This is a genomic window from Nonomuraea roseoviolacea subsp. carminata (assembly GCF_024172185.1).
GTDB classification, from domain to species: Bacteria; Actinomycetota; Actinomycetes; order Streptosporangiales; family Streptosporangiaceae; genus Nonomuraea; species Nonomuraea roseoviolacea.
This window is the reverse complement of sequence record NZ_JAMZEC010000001.1, coordinates 9,577,884-9,596,303: the sequence shown is the minus strand read 5'-3', so window position 1 is coordinate 9,596,303 and position 18,420 is coordinate 9,577,884. Positions and strand designations below refer to the sequence as shown.

Genomic DNA, 18,420 nt, shown 5'->3' with positions numbered 1-18,420 from the left:
AGGGCGCCGCCGGAGGGACGGCGCCCGCCCCGGTCACTCGGCCGGCGGCGCGCCGGTCTCCAGGAGCCGGCCGCCGGACAGCTCCAGCCATCGATCCACCCCGATCTCCGCGAGGAACCGCTCGTCGTGGCTGACCACCACGAACGCCCCCTCGTACGCGGTGAGCGCGCCCTCCAGTTGCCCCACGCTGACCAGGTCGAGGTTGTTGGTCGGCTCGTCGAGCAGCAGGAGCTGCGGCGCCGGCTCGGCGAACAGCACGCAGGCGAGCGTGGCGCGCAGCAGCTCGCCGCCCGACAGCACGCCCACCGGCAGGTGCGCCCGCGCGCCCCGGAACAGGAAGCGGGCCAGCAGGTTCATCCGCTCGGCGTCCGGCATGGCGGGGGCGAACGCGGCCAGGTTCTCCGCCACGGTGCGCTCGGCGTCGAGCAGGTCGAGCCGCTGCGACAGATAGGCGACCCGGCCGTCGGCGCGCACGGTCCTGCCGCCGTCGGGCTCCAGGTCACCGCTGATCAGGCGCAGCAGGGTGGACTTGCCGGCGCCGTTGGGGCCGGTCAGCGCGATGCGCTCGGGCCCGCGCACGGTCAGGTCGACGCCCGGCTCGGCGAACAGGCCGCGGGCCAGCAGGTGTTCGCCGAGGAAGACCGTGCGCCCGGCCGGCACGTTGGTGCCGGGCAGCTCCAGCGCGATCCGCTGGTCGTCGCGCAGCGCCCGGCCGGCCTCGTCGAGCCGGGCCTTGGCGTCGCCGACGCGGGCGGCGTGCATCTGGCCCGCCCGGCCGGCCGACTCCTGCGCGCCTCGTTTCATGTTCCCCGCGAAGATCCGCGGCAGGCCGGCCGACTTCAGGTTGCGGGCGGCGTTGCCCGCGCGCCGCTCGGCCCGCTCCCGGGCCTGCTGCATCTCGCGCTTCTCGCGCTTGAGCTCCTGCTCGGCGCTGCGCACGGTCCGCTCGGCGGCCTCCTGCTCGGTGCGCACGGCCTCCTCGTACGCGCCGTAGTCGCCGCCGTAGAAGCGGACCTCGCCCCGGTGCAGCTCGGCGACGCGGTCGACGCGGTCGAGCAGCGCCCGGTCGTGGCTGACCACGAGCAGGCAGCCGGTCCAGTCGCCGAGCACGTCGTACAGGCGGCGGCGCGCGGCCAGGTCCAGGTTGTTGGTCGGCTCGTCGAGCAGCAGCACGTCGGGCCGCCTGAGGAGCTGCGCGGCCAGGCCGAGCGAGACGATCTGGCCGCCGCTCAGCGTGCGCAGCGCGCGGTCGAACGCGAGGTCGCCGAGCCCGAGCCGGTCGAGCTGGGCGCGGGTGCGCTCCTCGATGTCCCAGTCGTTGCCGATGGTGGTGAAGTGCTCCTCGCGGGTGTCGCCCGACTCGATGGCGTCGAGCGCGGCGATCAGCGGGGCGATGCCGAGGACCTCGGCCACGGTCAGGTCGCCGGCCAGCGGCAGGCTCTGCGGCAGGTAGCCGAGCACGCCGCCGACGGACACGCTCCCGGCACGGGGCCGGTACTCGCCGGCGATGAGCTTGAGCAGCGTGCTCTTGCCGGCGCCGTTGGGGGCGACCAGGCCGGTACGGCCGCCGCCCACGGTGAAGGACAGGTCGGTGAACAGGGGCGTGTCGTCCGGCCAGGAGAAGGACAGGCGGGAGCAGACGATGGACGCGTCGGACATGCGGGAGACCTCGTACGTAATCCCGGGCGCGCGACAGCCGCCCGGCGAAGGGGAAAGGGATCAGGGAACGACGACGGGGGCCACGTCGGCGGCGTCAACTGCGCCTGCCGGGGCCGGCCGGTCTCCGGTATCACCCGGAGATGTCGTCGTCACCTGCCATGACTGGTCTCCTGTTGCCCGCGGGCGCCGCGGTCTCCGGCCGCCCGATCACGAAAGAGCCTCCCACTTTAGCATCCCGCCCCGCGCTCCGCGTGCCGGGAACCGGCGCGGCTAGGGTGGTGGCCATGGGAATGGTCGGAACGGTCGGGCTGGTGCTGCACCCGCGACGCGACTCGGCGGAGGCCATCAGGGACATCCTCCGCTGGGCCGACGGGCGCCACGTCACGGTGCTCGGCCTGCCCGAGGAGGTGGGCCGCATCGACTGCAGCGCGGTGCCCGTGGACGCCGACGCCCTGGTCGAGCGGTCGGACCTGCTCGTCAGCCTGGGCGGCGACGGCACGATGCTGCGCACCATGCGGCTCATCGCCGGGCGCCGCACGCCGGTGCTCGGCGTCAACCTGGGGCGGCTCGGCTTCCTCGCCGAGATCGACGTGCGCGACCTGCCCGCCACGCTGTCGGCCATCGACTCCCACGCCTACGCCGTCGAGCCGCGCATGGCCGTACGCGCCAAGCTGGGGGAGGAGGAGGTCACCGCGTTCAACGACATCGCGCTGGCCCGTATCCCCGGCGAGGGACTGGCGGCCATCAGCGTCACCCCGGCCGGCGACCCGTTCGTGCGCTACGCCGCCGACGCGGTGATCGTGGCCACCTCCACCGGGTCCACCGCGTACAGCTTCTCCGCGGGCGGGCCGATCGTCTCGCCGCGCGTCGAGGCGGTGCTGGTGGTGCCGGCGGCGGCGCACTCGGTGTTCAACCGCGCGCTGGTGCTGCCCGCCGACGAGGAGGTCATGCTGGAGGTGCTGCCGACCAGCGGCCGGGTGGCCGTCGAGGTGGACGGCGCGGTGCACGCCCACCTGTGCCCGGGCGACCAGGTGTCGATCGTCGCGGTGCCCGGCGCGGCCAACGTGGTGCGGGTCGGCAGCACGTTCTACGAGCGGGCGCGGCGCAAGCTGGGCGTCGAGGGCAGCACGGCCGCCGGCTGACCACGGGGGGTGTCGCGGCGGGTGGCGACCAGCGCGGCCAGGGCCGTGGTGATCGGCACGGCCGAGATGAGCCCCAGCGTGCCCACGACGCTGCGGATGATCTCCTGGGCGATGACCGGCGTCGTCAGCACCTCCTCCAGCGGTTGCGCGCCCACGCTGAACAGCAGCAGCAGCGGCAGCGACGCCCCCGCGTACGCCAGGATGATCGTGTTGATGACCGAGGCGATGTGCGCGCGCCCGACCCGGCTGCCGGCCCGGTAGAGCCGCCGCCAGCCGTACGACGGGTCGGCGGCGGCCAGCTCGGTGACCGTGACCGCCTGGGTGACGGTCACGTCGTCCAGGACGCCGAGCGCGCCGATGATGACGCTCGCCAGCAGCAGCCCCTGCGTGTCGATCCTGGTGCTGAAGCCGAGCATGAACGAGCTGTCGTCGGTGACCCCGGTCAGCTCGGCGAACGTGATCGCCCCGTACGCGAGCAGGCCCGTCAGGGTGAGGCTGGCCAGCGTGCCGAGGACGGCCATGGAGGTCGTCAGCGTGAACCCGTGCGTCAGGAACAGTACGGTCAGCATGATCGCCGCCGCGCCCACGATGGCCACCAGCATGGGCGGCTCGCCCTCCAGGATGCCCGGGATCACGAACGCCAGCAGCAGCACGAACGTGATCGCGAGCCCGGCCAGGGCCGTGACCCCGCGCCAGCGCCCGAACGCGATCACCGCCAGCGCGAACGCCACCGCCGACAGCCACAGGGCACCCGCCCGGTCATGATCCGAAAGCTGGTACTCCGCCCCGTCCGCGGCCGCCCCGTCCCCGGCCGTCTCCTCCCCGGCGGCCTCCTCCCCGGCCGTCTCGCCCCTGGCCGTCTCGTCCCCGGCCGTCACCTCCCCGGCCTCCTCGCCCCCGGCCGCCTGGTCCGCCGCGGACCCGTCCCCCTCCGCCCCGCCGGCGACGCGGATGAGCACCACGGCGTCGCCCGCCGTGAAGCGCTGCGCCCCCGGCCCCCTGGGCAGGGCCAGCCGCACGTCCCGCCCCACGTCCGGTCCCTCCTCGACGCGCACGGTCGCGTGCCCGCAGGTCGCCGGGTCCGGCGGCGCGGCCCCCTCGGGGAACTCCCCGCACGGCCCGGGGTGGACGGCCACGACCGTGCCGTCGAGCTGGTCGAGGCCCGTCCCGGCCGGCGTCGCGGCCCGCCCGGTCGGCCACAGCGCCACGAGCAGGACGACCGTCGCCACCGCCAGCGGCACGAGCACCGCCAGCGTCGCCACCACCGCCCGCCGCGGAGCGCCGGCCCCCCTGCGCCGACGCCCCTGCCCGTGCCCGTGCCCATGTCCGTGCCCGTGACCCTGTCCCTGCCCGTGCACGTGACCATGGCCGTGACCGGCGCCCATCGCACCCCTCCCCAGTGTCGCGATCAGTGACAGTAACGCACCCCGGGCCGGGTACTCGCCGCCCTCGCGGGTAGGCGGACCCCATGACGACCTGGGTGGGCACCTCGGGGTGGCAGTACAAGGACTGGCGCGGCGTCCTGTACCCCGAGGGCGTGCCGCAGCGGCTCTGGCTGGAGACGTACGCCGGGACGTTCCCCACCGTCGAGAGCAACAACGCCTTCTACCGCCTGCCCTCGCCCGAGTCGTTCGCCGGCTGGCGCGACCGCACGCCCGACGGGTTCGTCATGGCGGTCAAGGCCAGCAGGTACCTCACCCACATCAAGCGGCTCGCCGACCCGGAGGAGCCGGTGCAGCGGCTCATGAACGCCGCCTCCCGGCTCAAGGAGAAGCTCGGCCCGGTGCTCGTCCAGCTCCCGCCGACGTTCAAGGCCGACCCCGAGCGCCTCGACCGCTGCCTGGCCGCCTTCCCCGGCGGCGTGCGCGTCGCCGTGGAGTGCCGCCACGCGTCGTGGTGGAGCGACGAGGTCCGCGCCGTGCTGGAGGCGCGCGGCGCCGCCCTGTGCTGGGCCGACCGCCTCGGCCGGCCGGTGGCGCCGTTCTGGCGCACCGCCTCCTGGGGGTACGTGCGGCTGCACGAGGGACGCGCCACGCCCAGGCCCTCGTACGGCGACACGTCGCTGCGCACCTGGGCCGGGCGCGTCCGGGACGCGGGCTGGCAGGACGCCTACGTCTACTTCAACAACGATCCGGGAGGCGCGGCGGTGCGCAACGCCATCCGCTTTGGGAGACTGCTTTAGGTGCACACACGCCTGTACCGCAACGGTGTCCTCGAAAAAGAAGGCTTCCCCGTCGAGGACGTCTCCGAGTACGTCAGCGACCCGGACAACACGGTCTGGTTCGACCTGTGCCACCCCACGCGGGAGGACCTCGGCGTCCTGCGGGAGGAGCTGGCCCTGCACGAGCTGGCCGTCGAGGACGTCGTCTCCGGCCACCAGCGCCCCAAGGTGGACATCTACGACCGGCACCTGTTCATCACCGTCTACGGGATCCACATCGACCACGGGCGCCTGGCCCCGGTCGAGGTGGACGTCTTCGTCACGGCCAACGCCCTGGTCACCCTCCGCGAGGACGAGCGCTTCGACATCCGCCAGGTCATGAGGCGCTGGGACGCCACCGACGAGAGCCTCGGCGTCAACGGCGTCTCCTTCCTGCTGCACGGGCTGCTCGACTACGTGGTGGACGCCCATCTCGACTACGTCGAGGAGATCGACGGGCGCGTCGAGGACCTGGAGGAGCAGCTCTTCGACGAGGACCGGCCGGTCGACGGCCGCGCCCTCCAGCGCGCCATCTACGAGCTGCGCCGCGACCTCACCCGCTTCCGGAAGATCGCCATGCCCATGCGGGAGGTGCTCGGCACCCTGCTGCGCCGCAACAAGGGCCTGGTCGCCGGCAGCCCGATGGCCCCCTACTACGAGGACGTCTACGACCACGTGATCCGCGTCGACGAGTGGCTCGAATCCACCCGCGACCAGCTCGCCAACCTGCGCGAGACCCGGCTGGCCCAGCAGGGCATGCGCCTCAACGAGATCATGAAGCGGCTCACCGGCTGGGCCGCCATCATCGCCGTGCCCACGCTCATCACCGGCTTCTACGGGATGAACGTCCCCTATCCGGGCTACGGGAGCGGCTGGGGGTTCTGGCTGTCGGCCGTGCTGATCGCCGGGATCTCCGTGGGGCTGTACGCCGCGTTCAAGAAGAGGGACTGGTTGTAGTACCGATGTCGGCTACCTGTAGTCGTCTGCTGAACGCAGCCACCTATAGAGCGGCGGGCAGGGGCCGCCCCGGTCGTCCAGGGCGGGCCGTACTGTCAGCGTGAGCTCGCGGGCCCCCGAGGCCGGGAAGAGCGGCAGGCAGCGCCCGCCCGCGACGAGTGTGCGGCGGCCGATCGGGGTGGCGATGAGCGGCAGCTCGTCGTAGGTCACGGGGACGGCCAGGCGCAGCAGCCGGCCGCCGTCCGGGGTGCGGGAGCGCGTCCCGTCGAGGGCGTAGTAGTCGAGGACCCCGCCGCTGGTGGAGACGACGGCCCACATGGTGAACCGGCCGCCGTGCGCCGTGAACACCTCCGCCGACGGCGCCCGGTAGACCGAATGGACGTACGCGAGGGCGAAGACGCCGGACGGCGGCAGCACGAGCCCGGCCACCGCCGGCCGCCCGGTCCCGGCGGCCGGGGCGAGCGCGAGCACGCCCGCGAGAGCCCCGGCCAGGACGACCCGGCCCCGGACCGAGCCGCCGTGGGGCGTCCCGCCGTGGACCGATCCGCCGTGGACGGACCGGCCGCGGGTCAGCCCTTCTCCTTGTAGTAGCGGGCCGCGCCCGGGTGGAGCTGCACGGGGGCGGTCTGCTGCCCGAGCGTGGGATCGAGCTTGCTCGCCTCCGGATGGACGGCCGCGAGCTGCGCCTTGCGCTCGTACAGCACGCGGGTGACGTCGTAGGCGAGCTGCTCGTTCATGGAGTCGGGCACGAGCAGCATGTTGGCCACGCCGACCGTCTTGATCGCGCCCTTCAGCTTGTAGATCGACAGGTCGACGTCGAGGCCGACGTACTCCTCCCCGTACTTGGCGCGCATGGCGGCGAGGGCGTCGGAGGTGTCGAGCATGCGCATGTCGGGGCGGCTCGTGGCGAGGTCCACGATGCCCGCCGTGGGCAGGCCGCCGACCCAGAAGAACGCGTCGATGGTGCCGTCCTTGACGGCCTGCACCGACTCGTTGATCGACAGTTGCTGCTTGCTGACGTCGGTGTCGGGGGCGAGGCCCACGGCCTCCAGCATGCGCCGGGCCACGACCTGGGTGCCGGAGTTGGGCGGCCCGATGGAGACGCGCCGGCCCTTGAGGTCGGCCACCTTCTCCGCTTTGACGCCGGGGGCGACGACGACGTGCGCGTAGTTGTCGTAGATGCGGGCGATGGCCTTGATCGGCTGCTTCTGCGTGAACGTGCCCGTGCCGTTGACCGCGTCGGCGGCCGTGTCGGCCTGGGAGAAGCCGATGTCGGCCTTGCCGGTGGCGAGCAGCTTGATGTTCTCGACCGAGGCGGAGGTGACCGACGCCGTCGCCTGGGTGTTGGCGATGCCGGAGGTGAGCTGCTTGGCCAGGCCGCCGCCGTACACGTAGTAGACGCCGGTCGTGCCGCCGGTGGCGATCGACAGCCGGTTGCCCCGCCCGCCGCCCGCCCCGCCGCCGCAGCCGGCCGCCGCGGCGGCCAGGACGGCGGAGGCGAGCACCGCGATGATCCGCTTCACGTTCGGTGTCTCCTTTGCCTGATGAGGTGGACGGCCGCCGCGAGGGCCAGCACGGCGAGGCCGGCGGCGATGGGGACGGGTTCGAGGAAGAGCAGCAGCACGGCCGCGACCGCCGCGAGCAGCCGCTCGGGTACGCCGGGCAGCCCGCCGGTCGCCATGGCCAGCGCCGCCACGGCCACGGCCGAGACCGCAGCCATGAGCAGCACGGTGCCGATCGGGCCCTGTCCGAGCAGGGCCTGGCCGTTGGGGGTGAGCACGAACGCGAACGGCACCAGGAACGCGGGCAGCGTGTAGCGCCAGGTCATCATCATGGTCTTGTACGTGTTGCCGCCCGTGATGGCCGCCGCGGCGACGGCCGACAGCGCGGTCGGCGGGCTCACCTCCGACAGCACCGCGTAGTAGAAGACGAACATGTACGCCTCGGCCGGCGAGACGCCGAGCTGCGTGAGCGCCGGCCGGATGATGACGGCGGCGATGATGAAGCTCGCGGTCACCGGCACGGCCAGCCCCAGCAGCATGACGGCCACGCCGGCGAGCAGGGTCGTCAGGAGGAGGTTGCCCGCGGCGACGTCCACGATGATCGAGCTGAGGTTCAGGCCCAGGCCGGTCTGGGTGATGACGCCGACGATGATGCCCGCCGCCGCGCACACCGCGGTCACCGGCAGCACCTCCAGCGTGCCCTTGGCCAGCGCCTCGCCGACCCGGCGCGGCCCCATGCGGTGCGCCGGGTCGAGGAACGACAGGGCGAAGGCGATCGCGGTGGCGACGACGACGGACTGGAAGGCCGAGCGGTCCAGCGCCATCAGCACGATGATGAGGATCAGCGAGCTGAAGTGGTAGCCGAAGCGCAGCAGCAGGCGGCCCGCGCCCGGCGCGTCCACCTCGACGGCGCGCGTCCCGAAGCGGCGCGAGTCGACCTCGATGGCCAGGAAGATGCCCAGGTAGTACAGCAGCGTCGGGATCGTCGCGTAGAGCAGCACCTCCAGGTAGCTGACCTGGAGCAGCTCGGCGATGATGAACGCCGCCGCGCCCAGCGTCGGCGGCGACAGGATGGCGCCGATGCCGCCGGCCGCGAGGATGCCGCCGGCCGGTTCCCTCGGGTAGCCGGCGCGCCTGAGCACCGGCCAGGCGACGCTGCCCAGGCTGACCGTGGTCGCCACGCCGGAGCCGGACACGGTGCCGAGCAGGAACCCGGCCAGGGTGACCGTCCGGCCGGGGGCCGAGCGCGAGCGGCGGAACGCGGCGAAGCTGAGGTCGATGAAGAACTTGCTGGCGCCGGAGAAGTCGAGGACCGCGCCGTAGATGGTGAAAAGGATGATGTAGCTCGCGGCCACCTGGAGGGGGACGCCGAAGAATCCCTCGGTGCCGGTGTAGAGCTGCGACACGATCTGCGAGACGTCGAATCCGCGGTGCCCGATCGGCCAGGTGATAGGCAAATACGCCCCGAAAAAGGCATAAATTAAGAAAATTATGCAGATGATGGTGAGGGCCCAGCCGACCGTGCGCCGTACGGCCTCCAGGAGCAGCACGGTCAGCGCCACGCCCGCCACCACGTCGAGCGTCGTCAGCGCCGACCCGGAGCCGCGGTCGCGGAAGGCGTCGATGTCGAGCAACGGGTAGAGCAGCACGGCGACGGACGCCGCGGCGAGCAGCCAGTCGGCCACGCCGGGCCGCTCGCCGCGTTCGCCGGCGTCCGCTCCCGCCTCCCCGGGCTCGCCGGTCCGCGCGGGCACCCCGGCGACGCCCGAGGCCGGGGAGGTGACCGGGTCGGGGTCCCCGGCCGCCGGGCCGGAGTCGTCCTCCGGGCGGAAGCGTCCCCGCGCCCGCCGCACCAGCGACGACCATCCCGACCGGTAGCACAGGAACACCAGCGGCAGCGCCACCGCCAGGAACGTCATCCGCTGCTCCAGCGCCTCGACCGGCCGGAACACGACGATCAGCGAGTAGACGGACAGCAGGCCGCCCAGGATCCGCACGCCGAGCCAGAGGCTGCCGGTGAGCACGCGGGCGGGGCGTTCCTGCTCGTGGGCCGCCGCCAGCTCCGGCGCGCGATCGCTCAGCTCGGTCACAAGGTCCTCCCCGAAACGGCGTTGCGGGGAATGTATGTGCGCTTTACCGGCGGAGGGAAGGGTTCGTTACCCTTCCTTGACAAGAAAGATCATGGAGTCGCCATAAAAGGGTCACGACTATTCGGCATTACCGCCCGAAAATGACGATGATGGACGACCGGAAAAGCGGCCCGCTTTCCGGAAAGGCGTCATGTGCGCCGCACCGTCGGCCGCTCGGCTCAGCCCTTGCCCGCCGCGTTCACGATGCGGGTGGTCGAGCGGTCGGGGATGGCCTCCAGCTCCCAGCACTCGGCACCCAGCAGCGCGGCGGCGGCGCGCCGGCCGCCGGCGTGCGGGTCGCCCGCGGTGTGCGCGAGCGCGCCCGGCCGCATGGGGGCCAGCAGGTCGATGTAGTCCTCCGGGCCGTGCGCCTGCGGCGCGCCCGTCACGATGAACACGCCCGCGACGAAGCGCAGCGCGGCCATCACCTCGGCCCGCTCGGCGGCCGGGTTGAGCGGCCGGCTCGGACCCTTCCAGGCGCGCACCCGCGGGTCGTCCTCCACCCCCACGACCAGCGGCAGCCCCCGCGCGGCGACCGCTCCCAGGTAGCGCACGTGGCCCACGTGCAGGATGTCGAACACGCCGGTGACGACCGCCGCACCCGGCTGTGCGTACGGCTGCACCCAGACGGCCTCCAGGCTGCTCACGTGGGGACTCCTCCTCGTCGATGCGTCGATCGCAGACTACTCGGTCACGCGGAGGGGCCGTGCGGGTGACCATGGGAAAGGGCGTTCCTACCTTTTGGCGACATCTCCTGCCTTGTGGTCGCGCGTCTTATGACGTCGCCGTACTGGGGGAGGCCGCCGTGACATCGACGCACGCGCACGACACGGACCAGGGGACGGAGGCGCGCACACGGGGCACCCGCGACCTGATGCTGCGCTTCCGGGGAGTCCCGTCGCAGGTGCCGAGGGCCAGGCGGCTCGTCGCGGCGGTCCTGGGCCGCGACCACCCGCTCTACGACGACTGCGCGTTGCTGACCACCGAGCTGGCCACCAACGCCGTCCTGCACTCCCGCTCCGGGGCGGGCGGCTGGTTCACGGTGGCGGTGCGCGCCTCGGGGGCGGCGGTGCGGGTCTGGGTGGCGGACGCGGGCTCCGACGAGCCGCCGTGCGCCTGCCGGACGACGGGGGACCGGCGCGACCCGGACGGCGGGCACGCCACGAACGGGCGCGGCCTGCCCCTGCTGGAGGCGCTCAGCCACCGCTGGGGGCTCAGCCGCGCCGGCGGGGCCACGACCGTCTGGTTCGAGCTCGCCCCGGCCGCCGGATGACCGCCCGGTGGTCGCGGGGCCGCCGGTGCCTCAGAGGTCGAGGCGGCACAGGCCCTCGGCCAGGGCCTTGGTGGTGAGCCGGGTACGGCTGTCGCAGCCCAGCTTGGTGAAGATGTGCTCCAGGTGCGTGGTCACCGTGCGCACGCTGAGCACCAGCGCGGCGGCGATCTGCGGGTTGGAGTCGCCGGCCGCGACGCGGGTGAGCACGTCCACCTCGCGCCCCGTCAGCTCGTACGGCAGCGAGCACGGCCGCTCGGCGACCACCGCCCCCTGGATCGTCCCCTGGAAGCCCACCCCGGCGCGCAGCAGGCGCAGCTCGTGCCAGCGGCCGTCGCGCCCGAGCCACAGCCCGTGCCGGCTCAGCTCCCTGGCGTCGATGAACGCCCGCGCCAGCGCCGCCAGCCCCGGCTCCCCGGTCAGCGCCGCCGACGCCGTGAACCCCGGCACCTCCCGGCGGGTGCCCTGCCGGTCGAACGTCACCGCGTGGAACCCGGCCGGCAGCCCCACCGGGTCGATGACGCACCGGGTCAGGTCGGTGACGTGCGCCAGCATCGGCGCGACGGCCGTGATCAGCGGCTCGGCCAGCTCCGCGAAGGCGTCGCGCGAGGCCAGGTGCAGCAGGCCGGTGTAGCGTCCCTCGGCCAGGAACAGGGGCGCGGTCAGCCCCGCCGTCCAGCCGTAGGGGGCGAGGTGGCGGCGGAAGTACCGCTCGGTGCCGGGCTCGGGCATGCTCACGGGGGTGCGGGTGGCCATCGCCCGCCGGTAGGCGTCGAGCCCGGTGTACTCCTCGGCGGCGTCGCGGTCGATGCGGTGATGGCCGTCGGAGACCACGCTGTGGTGCCGGCCGGTGGCGGGGTCGAACGCGACGAACTCGTACGCGTCGAGCGGCACCACCCGGCGCAGGGCCGCCATCGCGCCGTGCGCGCCGCCCCCTCCGGCGACCTCGTAGCCGACCTCGGCGAACGCCTGCAACTGGCGGACGTTCAGGGTGATCTCGGCCACGGTTCTTTATATCCCACCAGGCCCGGCCTTTCGCTCAGCCACGCTGCCGGTCGCTCCCGGCACCGTGAGGCACGGCGCGAGGGGCGTGTCCGCGAAGGGAACGCGCGCGTGGTGCGGGCGCGGATCGGCCCCCATGATCGCGTAATGTGTGCTGGCATGACGGCCGACCAGGTGGCGCGCAGGGTGACGGACATGCTGGCACCGCAGGTGCTGGTCATCGCCATGCCGCCGCTCGTGGGGCTGCTGGCCCAGGGCTGGGTGGGCGCCGCGTGGGGCCTGCTGGCCTCCGCGCTGTGCGGCGGCGTGCCCGCCACGGTGATCGCGCTCGGCGTGCGGTCGGGGCGGCTGGACTCCCACCACATCGTCGACCGGGCCCGCCGCACCGGGCCGCTGCTGTCGGCGGTGGGGGCCGTGCTGGTCGCGCTCGTGCTGCTCGTGGTCCTCGGCGCGCCCAGGCTGCTGGTGGCGACCGTCACGGGCATGCTCGTGGCGCTGGCCGTGACCGTACCCGTGACGCTGCGGTGGAAGATCTCCTTCCACGCCGCCGTGTCGGCGGGCACGGTGGTGGTCCTGGCGCACGTCCTGCCGCCCGTGCCCACCGTGCTCGCCGGGGGCGCCGTCGTGGGGCTGGTGTGCTGGGCCCGGGTACGGCTGGCGCACCACACGGCGGCCCAGGTCGGAGCCGGCGCCCTGGTGGGCGTCGCCAGCACCTGGGTCACGCTGGCGGCCTTCGGCGTCGGCTGACGGGCTCCCGCCTCTAAGGCGGCCCGGCCTCGAAGGCGGCGCGGCCTCGAAGGCGGCGCGGCCTCGAAGGCGGCCCGGTCACGAAAGCGGCGGCGTCAGGCGGCGTGGCGTCAGGCGGCGCGGCGGTCCTCGTCGAGGACGTCCCTCGCCACGTCGGGCCGGTTGGAGATGACGCCGTCCACGCCGTGGCCGAGCAGCCGCCGCATGACCGCCGGGTCGTCCACGGTCCAGGTGAGCACCCGCATGCCGCGCGCGTGGACCCGCCGTACGTAGTCGGAGGTGATGTCCTGGTACGGCGGGTTGATCTGGTCGACGAAGCGGGACAGCTCGGCCAGCCGCCCGACGGACGGCGTCCCGAGGAGCCCGACCGGCACGTCCGGCATGAGCGCGTGGAAGCGGCGGACCGAGTCCCAGTCGAACGACTGCACCACCAGCCGCCCCGGCTCCAGCCACGCGGGGTGGCGGCGCAGCTCGGCGGCGATCCGGGCCTCGATGCCGGGGTACAGGTGCGGCGCCTTGATCTCCAGCAGCAGCCCCATCCCGCTGCCGTCCATGGCGCTCAGCGTCTCGGCGAGCGTGGGGACCCGCTCGCCCGCGAAGTCGCCGCCGAACCAGGAGCCGGCGTCCAGCTTGCGGATCTCGGCCAGCGACAGGCCGGACACGCGCCACGGCGCCCGGCCGGGGAAGACGCGTTCGGCGTCGGTGGTGCGGGCCAGCGTGGTGTCGTGCATGAGGACGAGCCGGTGGTCGCGCGTCTCCTGGACGTCCAGCTCGTACAGGTCGGCGCCCTGGTCGGCGGCCAGCTCGAAGGCGGCGAGGGTGTTCTCGGGCGCGTACGCGGAGGCGCCCCGGTGGGCGACGGCGAGGGGCCGCTCCCCGGGGGAGGCAGCGGAGGCGGCGGAGGTGGGCAGGGGGGTGACGGCCGCCAGGACGATCAGCATGGTCGCGATGACGAGGCCGGGTCGTCGGAACATGGGTCTCCTCGGGTCCGGGGGAGCGGTTCCGCCCTTGAACCTGACAATCGTGCATGACCTGAGGTTGAGATCCGGGTTACTCCGGGATGTCGAGTGAGGGATATGGCGGCGAGGTGGGCGTAGCGTGTCCCCCGCGCCACTCACCAGCTCAGGACATGTCAGGAAAAGGGCGGGCCGCGCGTAACCAACCCGCCGGTCGCGGCGATGTCCGGAGCGAGGGCCGAGGGTGTCGGGGGCTCCAGGTCTGCGGAGGGGCTGCCGAGGAGGTGTGGTGTCGGGCCAGGTGAAGCGCCACACCGAGGAGCGCATGGCCAGGATGATCGCCTACACCCGGGCCGGGACCACGCCCTTCGTCTACATCCCGCTGCTCGGCTGGAACGATCTCGCGTACCCGGCGCTGTCCGTCGTCACCGCGCTGGCGGCCACGACCGAGGCGGCGTGGTTCTTCCGCCGCGCCTGGCGCTCGGGCGACCTGCGCGACCCGCTGCTCATCTGGGGCGACGTCGTGTTCTGCGTCGTGGTCATGCTCGTCGGCACGCGCGCCGCGTTCCCGGCGGACCGCAACGTGATCACGACGGAGTTCCTGCCGTTCAGCCTGGTCGCGTCGGCGGCGATGGGGTTCGGGCTGGGGTTCGGCCGGCGGGCCGTGCCCGGGCTCGCGGCGCTGTGCCTGTCGTGGCCGCTCGCGCTCTACCCGCACTACGCCATCAAGGTGGTCTCCGACCTGCTCGGATTCCTGCTCTGGTACGCCATCGCGGTGCTGATCGGCCGGGAGCTGCGCACGCTGGCGGACGCGGCGGAGAAGGCCCAGGACGCCACCCGGCGGGCCGAGCGGCTGCTCGCCGAGCAGGAGCGCCTCACCATGATCACCCGGCACCGGGAGCTCACCCACCGGGAGATCCACGACCACCTGCTGCCCATCGTCGACCACGTCGCCGCCGGGCAGCACGTCGACCCCGGGCTGGCGCGGGCGGCGCGGCTCGGGGCGAACCGGGCGCGCCGCTTCATCATGGACCCCCGCGCCGCCGACGAGCTGCCGTTCGAGCAGCTCATGGAGGAGGTCTGCGACGCCTACATCGCGCGGGGGCTGGCGCTGACGTCGGTGATCCTCGTGGACGGCGACCCGCCCGAGGAGGTGGGCGAGGCCGTCGCCGCGGCGGCCCGCGAGGCGCTCACGAACGTGCTCAAGCACGCGGGCGAGGAGGCGCGCGCGAACCTGTTCGTGGAGGCGGCCCCGGACCGGCTGGAGGTGGTGATCCGCGACCGGGGGCGCGGGTTCGGGGCGGACGAGGTGCGGCCGGGCGGCGGTTTCCTGCGCACGTTCGCCGCCGTCGCGCGGCACGGGGGCGTCTGTGACGTCACCTCCGAACCGGGGGCGGGCACGCGCGTCGCGATCCGCTGGCCGGAAGCCGCCCATGCCGGATGAGAACCCCGGCGGCGGTCCCGGCGCGGCCTCCGGAGCGGGCCACGGTCCCGGCGCGGGCTCCGGAGCGGGCCACGGCGCGGTCCCCGGGGCGGCATCCGCCAAGCTGATCATCGTCGACGACCATCCGTCGGTCACCGAGTCCATCACGCTGCGGCTGCTGGACGCGGGCTTCGCGGTCCTGCCCCCGGTCACGGACGTGGAGGACATCGACTGGGCGCTGGCCCCGGACGTCGCGATCTGCGACCTGCGGCTCCTGCCCGGCCTGTCGTGGGGCGGCGCCATCCGGCACCTGTCCTCGCACGGCTGCCGGGTGCTGGCCACGTCCGGGGTGGCCACGCCCGAGCAGGTGCTCGACGCGATCGAGCAGGAGGCGCGGGGGTTCGTGGAGAAGACGTCCGTGCCCGCGGAGTTCGTCTCGGCGGTCGCCGCCGTCGTCGAGGGCCACCACCACGTCTCGGCCCGCCTGGCCGGCTACGTCCTGGAGGACGTCCGCCGCCGCCCGCTGGCCGACGGCGAGCTCGGGCCGGTGGAGCTGGGCGTCGTGCGGGCCTTCGCCCAGGGCGACAGCGCCGCCGAGGCCGCGCGGCGCGCCGGGGTGCCCGAGGCCGAGCTGCACGCGCTGGTCGCGCGGGTCTTCGAGGTCGTACGGCGTCGCCGCAGGGACCGCCGCTACCGGCTGACCGCGCGCGAGCGGGAGGTGGTGCGGCTGGTCGGCCATCTCGGCATGACCCGGCACGAGGCGGCCCGCGAGCTGCGCGTGGGCGAGGACCGGGTGTCGGACCTGCTGGCGGGCGTGCGCGACAAGTACGTGGCCTGCCATCCGGGCGAGAGCCGCAACCTGGCGCCGCTCAGCGCGGCCATCCGCTGGGCCAACGAGCTGGGCATCCTTCCCTAGCACAGCGCCGTACCGGTGGCAATCCCCAGCTTTCCGGGGATACCGGACCGTTCCAACGGCCGGTACTCATGAGGTGACGACGGCAGGACCGGAGGGGAACATGGGCACTGAGCACTGGACGGGCGGGCGGCGGATCCTGGCGGGGGCGGCGCTGCTCGCGGGCCTGGGCGCGCCGCTGGTCGCGCCGGCCCCGGCGAACGCGGCGACGGCGACCGCGTACCGGGCGGAAGGTCTTCAGGCGGCGGCCCGGGCGCGGGCGGCGGTGGTGCTGCGGGTCGGGCGGCTCCTGTCCTTCCAGCAGGTCAAGGGCACGCCCAGCGCCCGCGCGCAGGCCCGGGTGGCCAACGCCGTCTTCACCTTCTTCGACAACGGCACGTTCGCCTTCACCACCACCGACGTCCGCACCGACCTGTACCCGCTGCGCGGCCGCTACCAGATCAACGGCAACCGGGTGAGCCTGAACGCGCACGGGTCCTCGGCCATCGGCGGCAGCAGCGCCTTCACCGAGATGGTCGCGAGCATCGACTTCTCGTCCCGGCCCGGGGTGATGACCCTGGACTGGGCGAGCGGGGCGGGGTACGGGGCGGTGGTGAACGGAACGCGGTTCGGGACGGGGGCCTCCTCCCAGATCCACGCCCGCTTCACCGTGGTCCAGGGCTGACCGCGACCGGGGCGGCGCGCGCGTCGGGCGCGCGCCGCCCCGGCGGGTCCCCGTAGGGGCGCGGGCGGGTGGAGGGGACCGCCCGCGCCCCGCCCGTGAGGCTGCCGCCTGTCAGCCGGGGGTCACGTGAGCCCGTGGGCCCGGCTGACCGTCTGCTCGACGGTGTTCCCCTCGGCGTCGGCCGCCTGGACGCGCAGGCCCACCGTTCCTCCTTCCCCTCCGGCAGCTTGAACCTCGGCATGGTGATCATGACGGGGCCGGCGCCGGTGTCCTCGGCGACGGTCTCGGGTGAGAAGACGGGCGTGCCGGGCACGCGGGGCTGGGCGCCCCGGCGCTCGGTCTTCGCCCCGCGGCCGAGTAGATGTTCGTGGACCGCGCGGTCATCGCCTGGCCGCGGACGCCGTCGTCGATGAGCAGGCTCGGCGCGCCCAGACCCCCTTCCAGGCGGGCGTCCAGGCCGCCTCCCTCCACCGGCCCTCCCCGGAGTGACCTCCCCCGGAGCGACCCGCGTCCCCGGCGACCCGCCGCATCCTGCGAAGTCGCGCGTGGCGCGCCCCCGGGCGGTCTAGCATCCCGTGAGGTGAGCACGGACCCCGACTTGCGCACAGCGCTGGACCACCTCTACGAGACCTTCTCCCGGCACCCCCTCCCGGAGGACACCGTCGTCTGCGACCACTGCGTCCCCCCGGAACTGGTGCGGGCCGCCCGCACCGGCCCGCTGCGCTCCCTCGGCGCCGAAGCCCTCGAACCGTACGCCTGGAACCACTCGACCTGGGGCGGCGAGGCCGACTTCAGGCACTACCTCCCGCGCCTCCTGGAGCTGCTGATCACCGAGGAGATGGACGGCTGGTTCGTCGGGCCGATCCTGGCGGGCCGGGCGGCGGCGCACTGGCACGACTGGCCGGACGACGAGAGGGACGCCGTCGTGGCGGCGGTCGGCCTCTGGTGGCGCGAGACGCTGGGCGCCTACCCGCGCGAGCTCGACGCCTCCCACCTGCTGGAGATCATCGGCCGCGAGTTCCGCCTGGACCCGGCCCCGTACCTGGCGGCGTGGGAGGAGACGGCAGGCGAGGAGGCGGCGGCGCGGCACGTGGCCGCCCTCGTGCGGGACTGGCGCGGCCGGGTGGCCGGCCGAGACGCGTGGTACGCCGCCGTGGACGCGTGGCTCGCGGGCCCCGCCCCCGCCCGTCTGCTCAGGGAGGGCCTGGCCGGCGCCCGCTCGCCCCGCGCCGAGCGGGAGCTGCGCGCCGCCCTGGACCTGTGGGAGGAGCCGCGTCACCGGGATCTGTCGGTGGCGCCTGCCAGACTCGGCGGTCATGAGTGACGACCCGAGCGGCCTGCGGGCCGTGGACGTGAGCCTGCGCGACGTGGTGGAGGAGGACCTGGCGGTCTTCTTCGAGCAGGAGCAGGACCCGGAGGCGACCCGGCGCTCCAGGTTTCCGGCCCGTGAGCGCGACAGGTTCATGACCCACTGGCGCACCGCGATCCTGGCCGATCCCACTGTCCTCGTCCAGGCGGCCGTCGTGGACGGCGCGCTCGCGGGCAACGTCGTCGCCTGGTGGGAGGGGGAGCGGCGCTTCCTCGGCTACTGGTTCGGCCGCGCGTTCTGGGGGCGCGGCGTCGGCACCCGGGCGCTGACGCTGTTCCTTCAGGCCGAGAAGGCCCGCCCCCTGTACGCCGACCCGTTCGCCGGCAACACCGGGTCGGTGCGGCTGCTGGAGAGGTGCGGGTTCCGGCGCGTGGGCACGGTCACACACGGCGCGGACGAGCACATCCTGTTCGTCCTGGACTAGCTCTGCCGACCGGGCATGGCGCCGCCCCGGAGAGCGGTATCGTCTTGCGATCAAGAACAGGGG

The 18,420-nt window shown here is 73.9% G+C and carries 18 protein-coding genes; 10 read left to right on the top strand and 8 right to left on the bottom strand.

Annotation, left to right across the window (positions count from 1 at the left end):
- Positions 1-33 precede the first annotated feature (33 nt).
- On the bottom strand, positions 34-1,659 hold the full coding sequence (locus tag HD595_RS44725) for an ABC-F family ATP-binding cassette domain-containing protein (RefSeq protein ID WP_253780680.1): 1,626 nt from the start codon (positions 1,657-1,659) through the stop codon (positions 34-36).
- 284 nt (positions 1,660-1,943) lie between these two features.
- Here HD595_RS44725 and HD595_RS44720 point away from each other — a divergent pair, with 284 nt between their 5' ends.
- Positions 1,944-2,801, top strand: coding sequence for an NAD(+)/NADH kinase (locus tag HD595_RS44720; RefSeq protein WP_253780678.1), 858 nt, complete (start codon positions 1,944-1,946; stop codon positions 2,799-2,801).
- On the opposite strand, the gene HD595_RS44715 is transcribed toward HD595_RS44720, so the two are convergent.
- Positions 2,747-4,063 (bottom strand): YibE/F family protein, encoded by a 1,317-nt coding sequence (locus HD595_RS44715; RefSeq protein WP_253780677.1) that lies wholly within the window; start codon positions 4,061-4,063, stop codon positions 2,747-2,749. The two genes, HD595_RS44720 and HD595_RS44715, sit on opposite strands and share 55 nt — an antisense overlap.
- Positions 4,064-4,269: 206 nt before the next feature.
- Between HD595_RS44715 and HD595_RS44710 the strand changes: the two genes are divergently transcribed.
- Both HD595_RS44710 and HD595_RS44705 read left to right on the top strand, forming a co-directional pair.
- The gene (locus HD595_RS44710) at positions 4,270-4,983 is read left to right on the top strand and encodes a DUF72 domain-containing protein (protein ID WP_253780675.1); all 714 of its coding nucleotides are present in this window, start codon (positions 4,270-4,272) and stop codon (positions 4,981-4,983) included.
- A complete protein-coding gene (locus tag HD595_RS44705) occupies positions 4,984-5,958 on the top strand; it encodes a magnesium transporter CorA family protein (RefSeq protein WP_253780672.1) in 975 nt (324 codons plus the stop codon).
- Between the two features lie 12 nt (positions 5,959-5,970).
- On the opposite strand, the gene HD595_RS44700 is transcribed toward HD595_RS44705, so the two are convergent.
- The 4 genes from HD595_RS44700 to HD595_RS44685 all read right to left on the bottom strand — a co-directional run bounded on the left by HD595_RS44700 (position 5,971) and on the right by HD595_RS44685 (position 10,236).
- Positions 5,971-6,429, bottom strand: coding sequence for a DUF1850 domain-containing protein (locus tag HD595_RS44700; RefSeq protein WP_253780670.1), 459 nt, complete (start codon positions 6,427-6,429; stop codon positions 5,971-5,973).
- A 98-nt stretch (positions 6,430-6,527) separates the two neighbouring features.
- On the bottom strand, positions 6,528-7,481 hold the full coding sequence (locus tag HD595_RS44695) for a TAXI family TRAP transporter solute-binding subunit (RefSeq protein ID WP_253780668.1): 954 nt from the start codon (positions 7,479-7,481) through the stop codon (positions 6,528-6,530).
- Positions 7,478-9,550, bottom strand: coding sequence for a TRAP transporter permease (locus tag HD595_RS44690; protein ID WP_253780665.1), 2,073 nt, complete (start codon positions 9,548-9,550; stop codon positions 7,478-7,480). Before HD595_RS44690 ends, HD595_RS44695 begins: the two co-directional genes overlap by 4 nt.
- Before the next feature lie 218 nt (positions 9,551-9,768).
- On the bottom strand, positions 9,769-10,236 hold the full coding sequence (locus HD595_RS44685; protein WP_253780663.1) for an adenylyltransferase/cytidyltransferase family protein: 468 nt from the start codon (positions 10,234-10,236) through the stop codon (positions 9,769-9,771).
- Positions 10,237-10,394: 158 nt separating this feature from the next.
- On the opposite strand from HD595_RS44685, the gene HD595_RS44680 reads away from it, so the two are divergent.
- A complete protein-coding gene (locus HD595_RS44680) occupies positions 10,395-10,862 on the top strand; it encodes an ATP-binding protein (protein WP_253780661.1) in 468 nt (155 codons plus the stop codon).
- A 30-nt stretch (positions 10,863-10,892) separates the two neighbouring features.
- Here the strand turns inward: HD595_RS44680 and HD595_RS44675 are convergent, their stop codons facing one another.
- A complete protein-coding gene (locus HD595_RS44675; protein ID WP_253780659.1) occupies positions 10,893-11,864 on the bottom strand; it encodes a helix-turn-helix transcriptional regulator in 972 nt (323 codons plus the stop codon).
- A 156-nt stretch (positions 11,865-12,020) separates the two neighbouring features.
- On the opposite strand from HD595_RS44675, the gene HD595_RS44670 reads away from it, so the two are divergent.
- Complete coding sequence (locus HD595_RS44670) at positions 12,021-12,608, top strand: hypothetical protein (protein ID WP_253780657.1); 588 nt, start codon at positions 12,021-12,023, stop codon at positions 12,606-12,608.
- A gap of 110 nt (positions 12,609-12,718) precedes the next feature.
- On the opposite strand, the gene HD595_RS44665 is transcribed toward HD595_RS44670, so the two are convergent.
- The gene (locus HD595_RS44665; protein WP_253780655.1) at positions 12,719-13,582 is read right to left on the bottom strand and encodes a glycerophosphodiester phosphodiesterase; all 864 of its coding nucleotides are present in this window, start codon (positions 13,580-13,582) and stop codon (positions 12,719-12,721) included.
- Positions 13,583-13,853: 271 nt separating this feature from the next.
- Between HD595_RS44665 and HD595_RS44660 the strand changes: the two genes are divergently transcribed.
- The 5 genes from HD595_RS44660 (at position 13,854) to HD595_RS44640 (ending at position 18,357) form a co-directional block, all read left to right on the top strand.
- A complete protein-coding gene (locus HD595_RS44660; protein WP_253780654.1) occupies positions 13,854-15,008 on the top strand; it encodes a sensor histidine kinase in 1,155 nt (384 codons plus the stop codon).
- Positions 14,998-15,903 carry a response regulator transcription factor gene (locus HD595_RS44655; RefSeq protein WP_253780652.1) on the top strand — a complete coding sequence of 302 codons (906 nt, stop codon included), beginning with the start codon at positions 14,998-15,000 and terminating at the stop codon, positions 15,901-15,903. The genes HD595_RS44660 and HD595_RS44655 overlap by 11 nt, the downstream gene beginning before the upstream one ends.
- A gap of 100 nt (positions 15,904-16,003) precedes the next feature.
- A complete protein-coding gene (locus HD595_RS44650; RefSeq protein WP_253780650.1) occupies positions 16,004-16,564 on the top strand; it encodes a hypothetical protein in 561 nt (186 codons plus the stop codon).
- Between the two features lie 580 nt (positions 16,565-17,144).
- On the top strand, positions 17,145-17,888 hold the full coding sequence (locus tag HD595_RS44645; RefSeq protein ID WP_253780648.1) for a hypothetical protein: 744 nt from the start codon (positions 17,145-17,147) through the stop codon (positions 17,886-17,888).
- The gene (locus HD595_RS44640; RefSeq protein ID WP_253780646.1) at positions 17,881-18,357 is read left to right on the top strand and encodes a GNAT family N-acetyltransferase; all 477 of its coding nucleotides are present in this window, start codon (positions 17,881-17,883) and stop codon (positions 18,355-18,357) included. The genes HD595_RS44645 and HD595_RS44640 overlap by 8 nt, the downstream gene beginning before the upstream one ends.
- Positions 18,358-18,420 lie beyond the last annotated feature (63 nt).

What these genes read in the sequence shown, in the direction of transcription:
- HD595_RS44670 (WP_253780657.1), top strand. Translation starts at nt 12,021, where the DNA reads ATGACGGCCGACCAGGTGGCGCGCAGGGTGACGGACATGCTGGCACCG.
- HD595_RS44725 (WP_253780680.1), bottom strand. Translation starts at nt 1,659, where the DNA reads ATGTCCGACGCGTCCATCGTCTGCTCCCGCCTGTCCTTCTCCTGGCCG.
- HD595_RS44710 (WP_253780675.1), top strand. Translation starts at nt 4,270, where the DNA reads ATGACGACCTGGGTGGGCACCTCGGGGTGGCAGTACAAGGACTGGCGC.
- HD595_RS44650 (WP_253780650.1), top strand. Translation starts at nt 16,004, where the DNA reads ATGGGCACTGAGCACTGGACGGGCGGGCGGCGGATCCTGGCGGGGGCG.
- HD595_RS44655 (WP_253780652.1), top strand. Translation starts at nt 14,998, where the DNA reads ATGCCGGATGAGAACCCCGGCGGCGGTCCCGGCGCGGCCTCCGGAGCG.
- HD595_RS44640 (WP_253780646.1), top strand. Translation starts at nt 17,881, where the DNA reads ATGAGTGACGACCCGAGCGGCCTGCGGGCCGTGGACGTGAGCCTGCGC.
- HD595_RS44720 (WP_253780678.1), top strand. Translation starts at nt 1,944, where the DNA reads ATGGGAATGGTCGGAACGGTCGGGCTGGTGCTGCACCCGCGACGCGAC.
- HD595_RS44665 (WP_253780655.1), bottom strand. Translation starts at nt 13,582, where the DNA reads ATGTTCCGACGACCCGGCCTCGTCATCGCGACCATGCTGATCGTCCTG.